We start from the raw sequence: 15,427 nt of genomic DNA on the forward strand, positions 1-15,427 counted from the left end.
AAAAGCAATGCCAAACCCTCAAACCCTCAAAAATATCCTGGAGCGCGCAGCGGCGCTCGTCGAAAAACGACCCGACATCGGACAAAGAGACCATGCAAGCTCTGCGTGTGTGAAGAATGGCCTTCATTGTTCTGTCGAAGAAAAAGGCTGGGAATTGTACGCCGATGTACCTGTGTCGATGGGGGGGCAGAATATCGCGCCTTCGCCGAGCACTCTGTTCAGAGCTTCCGTGTCCAGTTGCGTTGCGATTGGCATCAGGATGTGGGCCGCTCGTATGGATGTGGCGATCGACACGATCGACGTTACCTTTACAACTCGTGTCGACGCCCGAGGACAGTTTGGTGTTTCAGATGACACTGCACCGGGCTTTGAAAGCGCTTCTCTGGACATTCATCTTACGTCAGATGCCACGTCCGAGGATATCTCGTGCGTCGTGGAAACATCGCTCCGGTATTCCGCAATGATGGATGCGATAAGGGGCCGTTTTCCAGTCGACACCAGGATCTCGATTTCAAAATTGATGTCAATGCCGGAAGGTGCTGCCTGATGAATCCGAAGCTGCAAACCCGCGTCCAGCGTTATGGTTGGGACAAAGCTGCCTCTTTTTATAATGATGGTTGGAGAGACAGCCTTGAACCGGCCCGGATTTGTCTCCTCAACATGGCTGATGCACAGCTCGGCGAGCATGTCCTTGATGTGGCATGCGGCACCGGTCTTGTTACACTCCCGCTTGCTGACGCAGTTGGCCCTGGTGGTCGGGTCATCGCAACCGACCTGTCTGAACGCATGGTTGATTTCCTGCAACAAGAGGCGGACGTGCTCGGCTATAAAAATATCAGAGCGTTTCGATCCGATGCCGAACGGCTGACCGGCATCAGGGACGAGACTTTTGATCTTGTTTCATGCGCACTTGGGTTGATGTATTGCCCGAATCCGACCGCCGCAATTGCTGAAGCCTACCGTGTACTGAAGCCAGGCGGGCGCGCTGTATTCGCCGTATGGGGCGCGCGCAAAAATTGCGGTTGGGCTGATATCTTTCCGATTGTTGACGCACATGTGAATTCAGATGTCTGCCCGCTCTTCTTCCGTCTTGGCACAGGCGAAAGTCTTCCGCACGAAATGTCGCTTGGTGGGTTTCAAGCCGTTGATATGGAACGGTTGCAGACACGACTATCCTATAAAGACGACCAGAAAGCGCTCGAAGCGGCTTTTCTGGGTGGCCCGGTTGCCATGGCGTATGCACGGTTTGACCAAGAGACGAAGAAGGCCGTTGACGCGGCGTATCTGGCATCGATTGAACCTTATGCGTCACGGCCTGGTTATGAAATTCCGGGCGAGTTTGTCGTTTGCTCAGGCAAGAAACCCTAACCATGGCAAAGCATCTCAAATTGCTCAAAGGCAGGAAGCGAAATTATGACACATCCCATTGAGGGCGGGTGCGCCTGCGGCCGCACACGCTATCGCATGACACGTTCGCCGATGTTCGTTCATTGCTGTCATTGCCGATGGTGCCAAAGAGAAACCGGGGCAGCGTTTGCCCTGAACGCGCTGATCGAGACAGACTTTGTCGAGATTCTGGACGGTGATACTGAAACCGTAAACACCCCCTCGAACAGCGGAAAGGGGCAGAAAATTGTGCGGTGTCCGAGTTGCCATGTCGCGCTGTGGAGCCACTACGCCTATGGCGGGATTGGTGACTTTGTAAAATTTGTACGGGTTGGAACGCTCGATGATCCGAGCGCGTTTCCACCGGGCGTACATATTTATGTTGAGTCGAAAGTCACCTGGTTGAAAATTCCCGAAGGTGTCCCGGCTGTGGATCAATACTACCGAACGTCTCAACTGTGGCCGCCTGAAAATATTGCGAGACTGGGCGCTCTGAAATCCCGTCCCCAATCGTGAGGGCCTGGCAAAGGAACTACGCCAGACTTGCAAGCCGTTACAGCCCCGGTAAGGGGACTGTCAGCCTGGTACGAGCCAGTCTCCGTTTTGGCCAGTATAACGGTCTTGATTCACGAGAGAGTCACGCCATTCGCGAAGAGCGGCGTTAGCGGTGGCCAATCTGAGATCGAACGACTTGCCGTCTTGCACCTCATCGCGCCACGGCACGTCCAACTTACTCATAAGCAGCCATTTGCCGGGGAGTGGTCGATGTCCTGTTCTGGCGGGTTCGAGCCAGATGGCCAGGGCTTCCCGACCAGGCGTTCCTGGCAGTGTTTGAGCGCTGAAATTCGAGCTTTCAAGTCCATTTGTTTCGTGGCGGATTACCAGCATGCCAGGCTTGACGATGTCGGGCAAATTTCTGAATTAGCGCGACAGGTTCTGGTCCATGTTCCTGACTATTCTCCAGGATTGCACGCCTCATGTCTGATGTCGCTGACAATGCCATCTACTTGACATCGCCGTTCCAAATCATCCAGTTGGTGACAGACGATAGTCATGTTTACAGAGGAACAGGTTACCTGCACTACCTGACAGGTTTGGGACGGCCTGGTCAGTCTCTGTGCCTGCAGGAGAGAGACACCAGAGGACCGGGAAGTCCTGCGCAGGCGTCCTGCGAGTTGTTTGCGGCAGAAACAAAGGCATCACACCCAGAGGAATCAGGAAATGACCGTCTTACGAAATAGCGCAGCGTGTCTTGTCTTTGTGGCGTTTGCGGCGACCGCCGCAGCAGAATGCAGATACGGCCAGTCGGGTTATATTTTCGTCGCCGGCTCCTGTGTGCAGGACCGCATTTATGGTGATCCGGACAATATATGTGAAATTCCAGGAACGGACGCCAACGGTTCTGCCGCTCACAGCAAAAGTGTCCTGTTCATCTCGAACGTCATTTTTGATGATGGAAGCAATCGGCGAATGCCGATCGCGCAATGGAATGACGAGACTCTGATTCAGCACAATATTGGGGGTCAGGCCATGGGACAGGTCAGCAGTTGTTTTGGAACTTACGATGAGGCTGTTGATGCAATGCGTGGACGGATTGCTTCTCATAAGAGGTCATTCTCGGATGGCATCGTACGCAGCGTTGCGATGGATGATTCATGATGACAGTTCATTTTGCGAAAGTCGCAGCCAAGGCTGTTTCAGCACTCAGCCTGATGATGGTGATGCAGCTCCCCGCAACCGCTCAGGAAGCAAATGAAGCTGAAACGATCGCATGGCTGACGGAAAAAATTCCAGCCGCGAGCCACAATTGCAGAACGGACATGAATTGGAAGAAAGCAAGTGGGGCAATCTACGAAACGACGATCATGCGCTCTACATACCAGCTTGCCCCAGACGAAGTAGATGGGCTCTTCAGACTTACGCGCTCCTATTCTGAGGATACAACTATTATTGAGAACGGTGCGAAGCTGCATAGGGACCTTAGCTCTGGCTTTAGTTTCTCACCCGAGCACATAAACTCGGTTAGCGTCGGCGAGTTGTTTAGCATCGGAAATCCAGTGAAAAGTATTCGTGAGTTACCGGACGGCAGAATCCAGGAAACAATCGGAAATTGCTATTCTGTAACGGTGAAATTTTCGGTTGATCAGCAATTTTCCTGGGATGACGGTAGCCTGGTAGATCAGAATTTTACGCACATCGCGATCAGGGATCGTAACTCCGCTGAACGCATCAGGCGCGCCTTTGAGCACTGGGCAACACTGGCCAGATCGAGCGATGATGAGCCGTTCTGATCAGGCTCATAAGTCGTTGTTGATGAACTTATCTGGCAGTAGATTCGAAATTTGAAATCGGGGGAAAAGCGAAGATGCAGATAGAGAAAATCGCGTTGGTATGTGCAGCACTTGCAGTAACCGCTGTTACACTTCCGCTGTCTGCGAATTCGCAGTCTTTTGAAGAAACAGCCACGTATATCAAAAATGCCTGTGAAGGGGCGTCCTGGAATGATACCAGGACCGACCGTCTCGAGCTGTCGAAAACGACGCTTGAAGTCTGGTCGTCAGGTAAAACCTTTTTTGATCTCAATGGCGACGGCGTTCGCGACACGACAAACCCCGGATACAGCGAGTATAAAATTCAACTCAGTTTGTCGGACCTGAAAGGCGCGCGAATGAGTGAAATTTTTGATGGCGCGGCAGTTGAACTTTTTGGCGACCGGGGTTTTGCTTCAGAAACCAGAAAATATACGCCGCCTCAGGGAATCGCTCAGCAGAAAAGCACGCGAACGACGACTCCCAGAAAAGTCGAAGTTTTTTGCGCACGTCCTGAGCGGGTGGTAAACGCATTCAATCACCTGGCTACAATGGTTGATGACGATCCGTTCAAATAGCAAGAAGTTACGGCCGTGCTTCACAGATCAGGTCATCTTTCCACTGTGATGACGGTTTCGGTCGGTTACGCAGCACTGCTGTTGTAAAGTACTTTTTGCCGACGATCGCAACGAAAGACGGAGAAAACCCATGCATCGCAACGCTCAGATCCTGGATACATTGACTTCGCTCTGTTCCGACATGGGCCAGACAATCGAGCAGCGCGAAGCCGAATGCGGCCGCGAGAGCGGAGAGATCAGAGCCTGGCTGCAACCTCCCGAGGGCCAGCAGGTCCACAGAAATGTACGGCTGATTCTGGCGTGGCTTCAGTTCCCTGAAGACAAGTTCATCGCCAGGCTGACATCCCAGTCAGGAGAAGGCGCCGAGAGCTAGTGCATCAGGGCCACGTCTTCGATCATGTCAGAATTTCTCCCGGAACCCGTTGAAGCGCACCTTGCCAGGAACCCAACTCACTGGGCTGTGATGGTCGCACTGGTCGCTCGTCTTGGCACCGCGAAAGACCTTCAAATGACTGCCGGAATGTCAGCCGCGCCAATCGGCGACGTGTCGTTTCCGAGTCTGGAGTTCGAATTCCGCGGCGGGCACGTCCTGGCATTCCGGATTGAGATACCGGACGACATTCTCATTCGATTCATGACGGTCCGGGACCGGGTTCTGTTCGAGACGCTAATCGACAGTAATGGCGCGTCACCTGATGCCGCAGACCTCGACGCGAGGGACTCGTCTTCTTTTGGTCGGCACAGGGAAATCACGATCAGATGTGACGGGGCCGATGTCCCGGCCATCGCTGATGCGCTGATGGAAGTCGCCTGCAGAACGACGATGCGCCAGTTGATCCCCAGACCTGATGACACACAGCTGCAGACGCTTCTGAGACGTCTTTATTCGGCCAGCGACGCCTGTTTCCTGGAGGCGTTGTCTGCTGACATTGTAACGTCCATCACAGCTGAAAGCATAGATCACACGCTGGACTTGGTCGCCCGGATCAACCCCTGGGCCGGCGAAGACCCGCAAAGTGTACCGGATACGGTCTTGATGTTGCTCGAAGCACTGGTGAGGGAGCGCCGAAAATACCTGCCGCAAGCCCGCGCACATCTTCTCCGAATACGACAAGCCTTTGAGGCGATCGGAAAAGCTGCGGCGGAGGATGTCCAGGATGTTGACGAGTTGCTCAGGCTCTTGAAGAAAAATGCACATTGATGCGAGCCGGGCAGAGATCGTGCCACAAATCCTGCCCTGAACGATCACCAGAAGCCAAATTGCAACAGAGCGCTTCGATTGGGATTTCGATGGATAGCTCAAACTTGCCCCACTATAGCGGTTGTTCAGCTTGCACGAAGCGTTCGTGCCAGCGACCAGACCATAACGCGAACCGCATGGATTAACACATCCAGAAACCGCCGGACCAGAAAAACCATTGGAATACTCGCACAAGCAGTCCGGAATTCACTGAATTTGCAAAAAGAACCGATCCTTCTACAGTCCGCTTTGCGTCATTTGGCAGATCTTCTATGGTTCAACATGGTATACGGAGCAGCGTGTTAAAATGGTGACTGCATCGCGAATGACTGCGGGTGTCCTGGCGATGGCTGGCCTGCCACTACTTCTCTTCGGATGCGCAAGCACTTCGACTGAATCGGTTCCCGATCTTACCTTTACGGGTGCGGAGATCAGAATAGATTCGGGTGTCGCCTGTGGCGCCAGAAATATTTCTGTTGGCGGTCAGAATTTGTGGCTGGTCGAATTTCCTGGAAACTTCAATTTCCGGCGACATTTCCACAATAACACCATCAGGACGGCTCGGTTCCTCGGTCTTTCGGAAGGAAATATTCCGGAATACCACATTTACGATGATGCAAGTTCACCAAACGCATGGGCCATCAATGGCGGCTATGGAAACTACACCGTCGTGTATGGCGCGCATCTCATACTTGAGCTGGCAGAGCCTGTGCCGGGGACGGATAACCTGAACACGGCCGCTATCAACGCAACTATCGCGCATGAGACCGCTCATATTCTTCAATACAGTCGAGGTATGCGTGGGCCGACGAAAAACATTGAACTAATGGCCGACGCGGTATCAGGATTTGTCGCGAGCGGCCAGGAAAGAAATACGCGTATTGCCATTGACGGCCTGCGAATTGCTCAGAAATATGCGTATGAGTCAGGGGATTTCCATTACACCAGCCCTGGTCATCACGGCACCCCCGCGGAAAGACTGGATGCCTTTATGTGGGGCTATCAGAATGGCGAGCGCTACATACACGGGGAATGGGTTTCCCTCGACGAATTTGTAACAGTGGCGGCACAGAAATTCGGCGTCTCCCATTAAGCCATTTTTCTATTGGTTTCAAAGGTCGTCTTTCTGAAACCTGCACGACTTGCGTTCCTGAGCGCCATCCCTCGGTAAAATCTGAAACGTCTCGCAAGCAGCCATTCGCTTGTGCCGGGGGGTGTCAGATTCCGGCGAAGAAATGCCGTATTGGAGAACCTGTCGTTGCTTCTCCAATGACGCCGGTAGCAGACCTGTTGATTGAGGCTCCATCGGGTCATCAGGAGACATCCTGAAGAATGGTGTCTATGCTCAGGCTCCGAGATGAGCCCCGGGGGAAATATGGAACCGTATCTTCAGAATCTGGACAGAATGCTGGCAGCATGGAATGCGCCTGACGAGAGCGACGTGCGTACGCTTGCTGAAACAGCGCTTGAACACAACGTCCACTTCGTTGACCCAAATCATAATATCATGGGCCGTGACGCATTCATCAGGATGGTTCATGCGGTGAAAAAGAAAATTCCGGGTGCCGTCTATTCCAGAACGAGCCGCGTCGATGTTCAGAACAATCATTGCCGTTACCACTGGGCGATCCATCTCGATCAGGATCTGTTAATGGCTGGATTTGACGTAACCGAGGTCAATGATGCCGGGAAGATCGTCAAGGTCACAGGCTTCTTCGGACTTCTGGAAGACCAGATCAGCAGATCCGGCCAGGACACGCCCAGTCTGCCCGGGACTGAATAACGGATAACTGTCCTGACACCCCGGTTGAAACCGAAAGCTGACGTCCGGTATTGCATGTCGGATGACGGCATTTGGCCCTTAGTCGCCTTTCGGTTCAGCATCGCCGAAAGAGCGATCTGATATCGAATCGGGTCATAGGGACGCTACTGATCCGGTTGGACCTCGCCGGACGCGGACATAAAGCGCCTCCGCTTGCTTGACGGTAATCGGGATGTCGCTCTTCAGGTCAACTTAGCGCAGCGCCGAAGCCGATCAGGTTTCCGGCCGGATCCCAGACGTGAAACTCCCGCATACTATGCGCATTCTGATCCTTCGGCACTGCCTCGACTCGACCCGGCGCAAACCCGTCCTTCTTCGAGCGAGCGAGCAATTCGGAATGAAGCGCATTCAGAACATCTGTATCTCGCAACTCTGTGTAACAGGCTGTATTCTCAGCAATGTGGCGATCAGGACACTTCCAGAGATGGAGCGTCAGGTCGCCGCGCCCGACAATGGCATATGCCCCGGCCTCGAAAACGGCTTTTCGAGGAAAGCCCAAGTGCTCTACGTACCAGTTGGCTATGGCACCGGGATCTGGCGCAGCGAACTTTGGCGCGGTGTGAGAGCGGCTCAGCGGGTCTTCCATTTGCGTTCCTCCATTGCGCCGACCGCATCATTTTGCGTTCCTTGATGCATCTCGTCAAACGTCACGCATATTGAAAGGCCGAGTCAGCTGCAAATGACCGCTATCGGCGAGAACGCGGCGCCTGATCAAACACTCTGCGCTACTCTCCCCCGCAGGAGAGGAACGGCTGCGGGGCGGTGTCGCTGCGCAGGCATGCGTGAGTGGTGATGGCGAGACGCCAGATGCGAAGTGCAGATACCCCTCGATAGAGGGCGAAGACTGAAGGAGATATGATGAAAGAGATGATTGAAAGCCAGACCGCCGTGTGGGCATCGGGTCCGACGGATAAAGACGAAAAGCGTCTGTTGCTCGTTCTGGATCTGGCAACCGGAGTCTTGTCGGCACGAACAGAGGCGGACGAGCGCGATCGAACAACAGGCCGGATCATGTCGACCATGGAGAACGTCTCGTTGTCTTGCGTCCTTGAGTTAGATGATCCCCGTCTGTTTGCCACCAAGCTGCGGCATCGTCTCGATGTTTTGATGTCTGACGACACTCTGCCTTCCAGGAGCGCGTGAAACGCCGCTGAGTGGCAGCCTTTGGCGAATCCGAGCCGATCGTGCGAAGCGTCGCGACATGCTCGTTCTGGCACAAATCAGTCGCTCGCCGCCAAAGCTGCTTCGCAACGAGAAAGGTTCACATCCATGCATAGCGAAAACGCGTTCAGCGAGTGTTCGAAAACAGGAGTTTTATGTAGGTCCGCAGCTGCATAATCTGGCCAGAGACAATTCCCGGCTCACCCAGGACGCGTTCGAGGATCAGGCCACCTTCGGCCACACCGGATACCATATCACCGAGTGCATCCAGATCGATTGGTTCTGCGGGCGGGTACTTGACGGCAATCTCCTCGAGCATCACACGAAATCGCTTTCGCCAGGCCAGGATAGCCTCGCGGTTCAGTTCCGTCACGCCGCGGTCAAACAGTCGGTCTTGGTAAGCAGCGGCTGCAATCAGGCAGCCGGGGTGATCATTGGGCATATCAGCCAGCGTCTCGGCGAGGAGGCGCAGGCCGATCAGCATGGCATGAAGCGGGTCGTCGTCGAGGTCTCTCGCACGATTGAACAGGTCGTCATAAAGCTGGTCTTCGGCGTCGATGTACCGCTCCAGCATCGCGCGGGCGAGCGAATTTTTGTCCTTGAAGTGATAGAAGAAGCCGCTCTTGGAAATGCCAACGGCGGCAATGATCTCTTCGATCGATGTGGCGTCGAATCCCTTTTGCAGCACCGACTGCTCAGCAGTGTTCAGGATGGCGTCCCGCGTGTTGATCGTCGTGCGCATAACGCTGAGTAGTGTACCGAAGGTGCTGTTCAGGCAAGACGGCTGGAGAATTTCACGACCGGAAAAACAGGTAACTCACGGTTTTTGTTGAGGAATACAAATCAACAACAGGTGTACCACGGGTTCAATCGACGCGGGCTGTCGGCAAGAGGTATGTCTTCGCTCCAACAACAAGGAGACCGAAATGCGTGTCGACAAACTTTTATCCTCTAAACGATTCTATCTGACCGATGGAGGTCTTGAAACCTACATGGTCTTTGACGAAGGCTTTGAATTACCTTGCTTTTCAGCAGCCGCGTTGCTGGAAACAGAGCGGGGCCGATCGGCGCTGACAGCCTATTTCGAGCGTTTCATTGCAATCGCCCAAGCAAGCGGGCGCGGTTATGTCATGGACGCTCCTACCTGGCGTGCAGGGACTGCGTGGGCAGGGCCGCTTGGCATGTCCGTGGAGGATGTCCTCGCTATCAACAGGAAAGCCGCAGTCTTTGTGGATTGCATTCGTCGCAAGCATGAAACACCCGAGTTGCCCATCATCCTGAACGGGCTGGTTGGTCCATCCGGAGATGCTTATGCACCCGAAAACTCGCCCGACCCGGACGAGGCATTCCACATACACGCACCTCAGGTTCAGGCGCTTGGAAAGGCCGGGGTCGACATGGTCAGCGCAATGACCTTACCGGACGCGCATGAAGCCATCGGTATCATTCGTGCGGCAAACGAAATTGATCTGCCGGTAGTGATCTCCTTTACGCTTGAGACGGACGGCTGTTTGCCGTCAGGCCAGCCGCTGGCAGAGGCGATCGACATGGTCGATCGGGCGACCAGCGGCGGCGCTGCCTATTTCATGATCAATTGCGCTCACCCGGATCACTTTCGCTCTACGCTCGACGAGAATGGTGGCTGGCGCCAGCGTATCGGCGGGCTCCGGACCAATGCATCCCGTTTGTCCCATGCCGAACTCGACGAAGCTGAAGAGCTTGATGCAGGAGACCCGATTGAACTCGGAGACCTGCACAATGGCCTGCTTCAGAGACTTCCGAATATTCGTCTGATTGGAGGGTGTTGCGGCACGGATCACCGGCATGTGGCCTGTCTCGCTGGATTGGATGAGGTCGAGATCGCCCGCCAGGGGCTCACCTGTGGTCGACGGCACGATCCTGGCAGCATCGCGCAGAAATGAAACCAAGCATCAGGTTTCTGGGTCGGTTCCGGGAGTCACCCGTGAAAGCCGAACCCCAAAATGAAAACAACAGAGACGACAGACAATGACAAAAATCCTGATGCTTATTTATGCGCTTTTGGCTTACCTGGTTGGGCTTGCGAGCATTTTGTATATCGTCGGTTTCCTCGCAGATATCGGCGTGCCCAAGGCCATAAGCGATGGAGTGGCGCCGTCCCTTATCGAAGGGGTCCTTGTCGACACCGGACTCGTCGCCATTTTCGGACTCCACCATTCCATCACGGCCCGATCCGCTTTCAAACGGTGGTGGGTTCGTATCATCCCGGCACCTATCGAACGGGCAACCTATCTTTTCATGACAGCCTTCATGACCGGTATCCTTGTCAGCTTTTGGCAGCCAATTCCGATTACAATCTGGCAAGTCGAGCACCCGTTTTTTGTCAACCTGATACGTGCCGGATATGCAGGCGTCTGGGTCATGATGGTGGCAGCGACCTTCCACTTTGGTCACTTCTCATTTCTTGGGCTAACACAGGCATGGCGTGTGTTTCGCCAGACAATCCGATCCTGCCCCGACATGAGCGCGCGCTACCTCTACGCGATCGTACGCCATCCGATCAGCCTGGGCTGGATGGTTGCACCGTTTCTTGTTCCGCACTTCACGGTTGGTCACCTGGTTTTCGCGGTCGCAACGCTAGTCTACATCGCGCTCGCGACGCCCTTCGAAGAGGCTGACCTTGTCGAGGAGATCGGGGCACCTTACCAAGCTTACCAGCAGAAAGTACCGAAGTTTATCCCGTTCATGAAACCAACAAAACAAGGCAGCGAGTTGCCTTGAACGGTGAGGACCAAATTCGAGCCCATCCGTTTCCCTTAGCGGCCATTTATCGATCATTCGTCGAGCGTCTTAAGCTCGCTCCTGGTTGTCCACTCGGCGATTCGCGCAAAGTGACTGCTTTTGGCGAATTTCTGCCGGATGGCTCTCCGCCTGCGAGCGTCGGAAAACGGCGCAAAACGAGACATGAGAATTCAGCGTTCATCCGGGCGTAGCTGGCCCGGAACAGACGTCCTGCATCGTGTGAGGGGCGAATTGCGAATGGGCACGCGCCGTGATAATGGTTCGTGTCGGCGTTGTGGGACATTTCCTCGGGTCCCTGGACCAATCCGGCCAGGCATGCGTTGAACATATACAGTTTCCCGGCATCCAGGCCGCCGGATAGCGATCAGCTTCGAGCCGAGCAATTGATTGCACTCGTCGCCGAGAACGCCGGACTTCGCGCTGCGCTTGCTGCATCCGAAGGTGCAAGCGTTCGGCGGGAACTGGTTTCACAGGAGCTCAAGCACCGCATCGGAAATCTCATTGCCGTTGTGCAGGCGATTGCGCGTAAGTCCTTTCATGATACCGACGCTATCCGCTTAGAGGACTTCAATTCCAGGCTGAGCGCTCTGACGGCCGCGCAGACCCTGTTGATCGACGCTGAAACTGAACCGATGTCGCTTCTCGAAGTCACGCGGCTCGCACTGGCCCCGCACATCTCAACAGGCGAGCAACTCGCCATTGCCGGACCACACGTCGCATTGAATGGCCGCCAGGCGCACGCGCTGACCCTGGCATTGCATGAACTTGCCACCAACGCAGCGAAGTACGGCGCCTTGTCGGCAGAAGGCGGTGCAGTCGAGGTCTCGTGGACCAATGTCGAAAACAGGCTCGAATTTCTCTGGCGTGAGTGTCGGGGACCGCCCGTCCAGGCGCCTGCGCGGAGCGGCTTTGGGTCGTCCCTGATCAGGACGAACCTGTCGTCTGCGTTTTCGGGCGTCGTTGACTTGCGATTTGAACCGGGCGGCGTCGAGTGTCGGCTTTGCGCGCCACTTCCGGGCGCGGCATGACCAGAACGTCCGCTTGTGGCGAATTTTTGTCTTCGAAATTCTGTCTGTCTGACAATGGCCTTCGGGATGAGCCGGCTATCAGCTCCGGGCGCACGAGGCGGCCTCACCGTCACTGTCGACGCTGTCAGTTCGTTAGAGCAAGCCCGGCAAATGCGGCGCGATCCTGCGAACCGGGCACACGCGCCGGGTTGCTTCATTGAATGTCCTTGTAATGACGATCAAATCCACGGAGTGAGGACCCGGAGCCGTGTACGGAACATTGTCTGTATGACCGAAATTGCGTGGGAGTGAGTACAGGAACGCAAGGCCGGGTGCGAAGATGGCCGTATAGGCATCGGTACCGTCCAGTACTCGGCCAGTGCGACCTGAAACACGGTTGAACCTATGACTTGCGCCGGGCCGCCACATTGCTGTTGAGATCGACCGTTCCGTGGACCAGCCGGGTCAACTCGGCGACAAGCTGAGCCTGGCGTGTTGTCTGTGTCTTTGCCAACAGGGACTTCATCTGATTTCGGGCTGTGTGAATGCTCTTTCCGTGCTCTACGGCAAATTCACCCAGAGACCTGCCATCAAGCAGGTGTGCGGCGAGATCGATCTCTGTCATGGTCAGGGAAAAATGCTGCTTGAGACAAGCGAGCCGCTGTTCAACGCTGGGCTGAATTTTCCGAACCATGCAAACAGTTCTGCCTTGTTGTGCCTCGCTGAACGCCTGGCATTTCGCATGTGAAGGCCTGTGGATGCTGATCTCCACTGTGCAGCGATTGTGTGGATCAAATACCTGATCCTGAAAGAGCGGAGCCTGGCTTTCCTGCCAGAACTCCTGCATTGCCGTCTTCAGTGCTCTTGCAAGGGCGTCTCGCAATGCGGGTGAGTTCCTGAGGAGATTGTCCGCATATCTGTTCTGTGCCTGAAGCTCACCGCTCAGCGTGACCGTTATCAATCCAATTTCATTTTGCGCGAGCACCACATCATCCCGAAGTGCCCTTTCACGGGCCTTTCGCAGACCGGTATCGATATGGAGGCTGCGCTTGACATGCCTCGCGATCAGCCCGAAATGGCGCCGGGCTGATCTGTCGAAGGCGCCAAACCGGTCGTCGCGCATCAGTACGAAAGTATGTTTTCTTCGACCCGGGCCGTTCAGCAACCATACGATTTGTGAGGCTATTCCATTGGGAATCAGATACTCATGATGAACGGGACAAGGCACATCAGTTTCATCTTCGATAAGATCAAGGCCAGTGATATCCTGGTCCCGCGTAAGCTGTAGCAACCGGACGATCTGGGTGTCGCGCGTGACGAAATCGTCAAAGTATAGCTGATGGACCTCCTGGCTGAGGCGACCTGAAACCGCCCTGGCAAGCGACTGCCCTTTGTCATCACTGGCATACAGCGCCGCATCTGTTGCGCCGAACGCATCAGCGATTTTCAGCAATGCCTGCTGCCAGCCTCTTTCTATCAGAGGTGCATCATAAATCGCGTCCAGAAGCTGTTCACGCAAACCGCTCACCCAGTGCACTTTTCGTGGATCATAGCAGCAAAATGCAGAATTGCGATAAACAAGGCGGCCAAAACCGCTTTGAAATCAGGTGAACCCTGAATTTCATAGCCCATTTGGATCATGCGTTGTCGATCGAGGTGCTTACTCTGGAAGACGGAGACTTGCCTGCCAGAGGGGACCGAAATGAGCCGAATAGTGTCGACTTCAATCATTTGCAGAACACTCCTGCTCTGCGGTTTCGCCGCCTTCTGGGCGATGTCCGCCCAGGCTGCCTATGTCCAGACGGTAACATTGACCGGTGAAGGCGCAGAAGAAGTGCCCACCCAAACTGTCAGTTTTGCACCGGCGACCGGAACTGTAGAAAACATTGAAATTGTTGAACCCGATGATGAAGACGATGACAGGGTGTTCCTCGTCATCACCATGTCAGACAATGCCACAATGGAAGGTACACTGACGATCGGCGAAGGCGACGACGCCAGTGTGATCGGAACACCACCGCTCCTGGATGGGGAGTCGCTCAGCATTGATGTCGGCACCGGAACCACGACCATTTCCGGCACACCAGCCGGCGTTGAGAATGATTATCCTCTGGTTGAGAAACCAGGCTGGGGGCTGCATCTTGGCGCTGGCGTACGCCAGGTGGATACGCCGGAAGTTGGCTTCGGGCTGGTGCTGCGAGGCGGGCTCGAAGGCTTTGTTGTCATGACAGAGCCAGAAACGGAGCTGGAAACCGTCAATGGTGGCTTCTTCTACAATAATCCAGGTGTTGGCGGTTTCTCACTGAATTATGAATACGGGGAGGATGACAGCGAATTCCGTGGAAGTGTTGCCTCTGGCACCGACGTGACCGGAAATGTCAATCTTGATCTCAATCCCAATGATGACACAACCGGCATCCTCTACGGCGCGTCCGGGCTTGATGTAAATGTCAGGAACGAAGTCGAGTTCTGGCGTATCGGCGGGACATTCTTTCCAGCGGATAAATGGGACCTGGCTGGTGGCATCAAATGGGCGCCGAAGTTTGAGTTCACCCATCTTGAGCAAACCTCATCAGGTGTTTCCCTGCCACCCGACTTCTCTGGAGACATCTCTGATACGCGACGTATCTCAATCGAGGGTGACTATCTCGATCTCGGAGTAGATCTGTTCCGGCCATTCTATCTGAACAGGAATTTCAAATGGTGGCCACGTGTCGAGCTTGGTGCTCAGCACGCAAACCTCGAACTGAATGCGCGTCAGGACTTCATCTGCATTCCCTGCGGAACGGGCGCTGACTTTCAGCTGGACGTGAACTCTGAAGACGACCTCATCACGTGGTATGCCGGAATTGGAGTCGGCGCAGCCTTCATGTTCGACACCAATGCCAGTGGTGTTCCCGATGCCATGCTTTACGCCGATGCCGGATATCGCACGCGTGGCGACGGTCTGGGCGTTTTCATCCCACGTTCTGGCGATGACCTGTTCGTCGACAATCGTCCGGCCATGGTGGTTGATGACGGCGACTTTGATGAGACCGCCTTCCGGATCGGAATCGTCAAGACCTTCTGATACCCGGTTAGAGGCGGCGCGCATGGATTGCGCCGCCTCATCCATCCTCCTGATCGGCTGGCGACGGGACGCC

18 protein-coding genes are annotated in these 15,427 nt (G+C 54.8%); 15 read left to right on the top strand and 3 right to left on the bottom strand.

The genetic code is table 11. The features are described 5' to 3' along the window. Positions 1 to 7: 7 nt before the first annotated feature. The 10 genes from ACQ66M_RS12260 to ACQ66M_RS12305 all read left to right on the top strand — a co-directional run bounded on the left by ACQ66M_RS12260 (position 8) and on the right by ACQ66M_RS12305 (position 7,296). Positions 8 to 547, top strand: a complete 540-nt coding sequence (locus tag ACQ66M_RS12260; protein ID WP_430404086.1) for an OsmC family protein — start codon at positions 8 to 10, stop codon at positions 545 to 547. Then, the gene (locus ACQ66M_RS12265) at positions 547 to 1,368 is read left to right on the top strand and encodes a class I SAM-dependent methyltransferase (protein WP_430404088.1); all 822 of its coding nucleotides are present in this window, start codon (positions 547 to 549) and stop codon (positions 1,366 to 1,368) included. The genes ACQ66M_RS12260 and ACQ66M_RS12265 overlap by 1 nt, the downstream gene beginning before the upstream one ends. A 45-nt stretch (positions 1,369 to 1,413) precedes the next feature. Further along, a complete protein-coding gene (locus ACQ66M_RS12270) occupies positions 1,414 to 1,902 on the top strand; it encodes a GFA family protein (protein ID WP_430404090.1) in 489 nt (162 codons plus the stop codon). 705 nt (positions 1,903 to 2,607) lie between these two features. After that, complete coding sequence (locus ACQ66M_RS12275) at positions 2,608 to 3,045, top strand: hypothetical protein (protein WP_430404092.1); 438 nt, start codon at positions 2,608 to 2,610, stop codon at positions 3,043 to 3,045. Then, positions 3,042 to 3,677: a hypothetical protein gene (locus tag ACQ66M_RS12280; protein ID WP_430404094.1), complete on the top strand. Its 636-nt coding sequence runs from the start codon at positions 3,042 to 3,044 to the stop codon at positions 3,675 to 3,677. The genes ACQ66M_RS12275 and ACQ66M_RS12280 overlap by 4 nt, the downstream gene beginning before the upstream one ends. A gap of 74 nt (positions 3,678 to 3,751) precedes the next feature. After that, positions 3,752 to 4,273, top strand: a complete 522-nt coding sequence (locus ACQ66M_RS12285) for a hypothetical protein (RefSeq protein WP_430404096.1) — start codon at positions 3,752 to 3,754, stop codon at positions 4,271 to 4,273. 130 nt (positions 4,274 to 4,403) lie between these two features. Further along, a complete protein-coding gene (locus ACQ66M_RS12290) occupies positions 4,404 to 4,646 on the top strand; it encodes a hypothetical protein (RefSeq protein ID WP_430404098.1) in 243 nt (80 codons plus the stop codon). Positions 4,647 to 4,670: 24 nt separating this feature from the next. After that, a complete protein-coding gene (locus ACQ66M_RS12295) occupies positions 4,671 to 5,474 on the top strand; it encodes a hypothetical protein (RefSeq protein ID WP_430404100.1) in 804 nt (267 codons plus the stop codon). Between the two features lie 364 nt (positions 5,475 to 5,838). Next, positions 5,839 to 6,606, top strand: coding sequence for a hypothetical protein (locus ACQ66M_RS12300; RefSeq protein WP_430404102.1), 768 nt, complete (start codon positions 5,839 to 5,841; stop codon positions 6,604 to 6,606). Positions 6,607 to 6,918: 312 nt separating this feature from the next. Beyond that, complete coding sequence (locus tag ACQ66M_RS12305) at positions 6,919 to 7,296, top strand: hypothetical protein (protein WP_430404104.1); 378 nt, start codon at positions 6,919 to 6,921, stop codon at positions 7,294 to 7,296. 226 nt (positions 7,297 to 7,522) lie between these two features. Here ACQ66M_RS12305 and ACQ66M_RS12310 read toward each other — a convergent pair whose 3' ends face one another. Continuing rightward, positions 7,523 to 7,921 carry a VOC family protein gene (locus ACQ66M_RS12310; protein ID WP_430404106.1) on the bottom strand — a complete coding sequence of 133 codons (399 nt, stop codon included), beginning with the start codon at positions 7,919 to 7,921 and terminating at the stop codon, positions 7,523 to 7,525. Positions 7,922 to 8,193: 272 nt separating this feature from the next. Between ACQ66M_RS12310 and ACQ66M_RS12315 the strand changes: the two genes are divergently transcribed. Further along, positions 8,194 to 8,478: a hypothetical protein gene (locus tag ACQ66M_RS12315; protein WP_430404108.1), complete on the top strand. Its 285-nt coding sequence runs from the start codon at positions 8,194 to 8,196 to the stop codon at positions 8,476 to 8,478. Positions 8,479 to 8,623: 145 nt separating this feature from the next. Here the strand turns inward: ACQ66M_RS12315 and ACQ66M_RS12320 are convergent, their stop codons facing one another. Beyond that, positions 8,624 to 9,238: a TetR/AcrR family transcriptional regulator gene (locus ACQ66M_RS12320; RefSeq protein ID WP_430404110.1), complete on the bottom strand. Its 615-nt coding sequence runs from the start codon at positions 9,236 to 9,238 to the stop codon at positions 8,624 to 8,626. 184 nt (positions 9,239 to 9,422) lie between these two features. Between ACQ66M_RS12320 and ACQ66M_RS12325 the strand changes: the two genes are divergently transcribed. The 3 genes from ACQ66M_RS12325 (at position 9,423) to ACQ66M_RS12335 (ending at position 12,305) form a co-directional block, all read left to right on the top strand. Next, positions 9,423 to 10,418, top strand: coding sequence for a homocysteine S-methyltransferase family protein (locus ACQ66M_RS12325; protein ID WP_430404112.1), 996 nt, complete (start codon positions 9,423 to 9,425; stop codon positions 10,416 to 10,418). A gap of 85 nt (positions 10,419 to 10,503) precedes the next feature. Continuing rightward, a complete protein-coding gene (locus ACQ66M_RS12330; RefSeq protein ID WP_430404114.1) occupies positions 10,504 to 11,256 on the top strand; it encodes a methyltransferase family protein in 753 nt (250 codons plus the stop codon). Positions 11,257 to 11,597: 341 nt separating this feature from the next. Then, entirely contained in the window at positions 11,598 to 12,305 is a 708-nt protein-coding gene (locus ACQ66M_RS12335) for a sensor histidine kinase (RefSeq protein ID WP_430404116.1), read from the top strand. A 382-nt stretch (positions 12,306 to 12,687) separates the two neighbouring features. Here the strand turns inward: ACQ66M_RS12335 and ACQ66M_RS12340 are convergent, their stop codons facing one another. Then, complete coding sequence (locus ACQ66M_RS12340) at positions 12,688 to 13,803, bottom strand: helix-turn-helix transcriptional regulator (RefSeq protein WP_430404118.1); 1,116 nt, start codon at positions 13,801 to 13,803, stop codon at positions 12,688 to 12,690. 183 nt (positions 13,804 to 13,986) lie between these two features. Here ACQ66M_RS12340 and ACQ66M_RS12345 point away from each other — a divergent pair, with 183 nt between their 5' ends. Beyond that, a complete protein-coding gene (locus tag ACQ66M_RS12345) occupies positions 13,987 to 15,354 on the top strand; it encodes a hypothetical protein (RefSeq protein WP_430404120.1) in 1,368 nt (455 codons plus the stop codon). The last annotated feature ends 73 nt before the right edge of the window (positions 15,355 to 15,427 follow it).

It is taken from the genome of Hyphomonas sp. (assembly GCF_965284475.1).
Classification (GTDB): domain Bacteria; phylum Pseudomonadota; class Alphaproteobacteria; order Caulobacterales; family Hyphomonadaceae; genus Hyphomonas.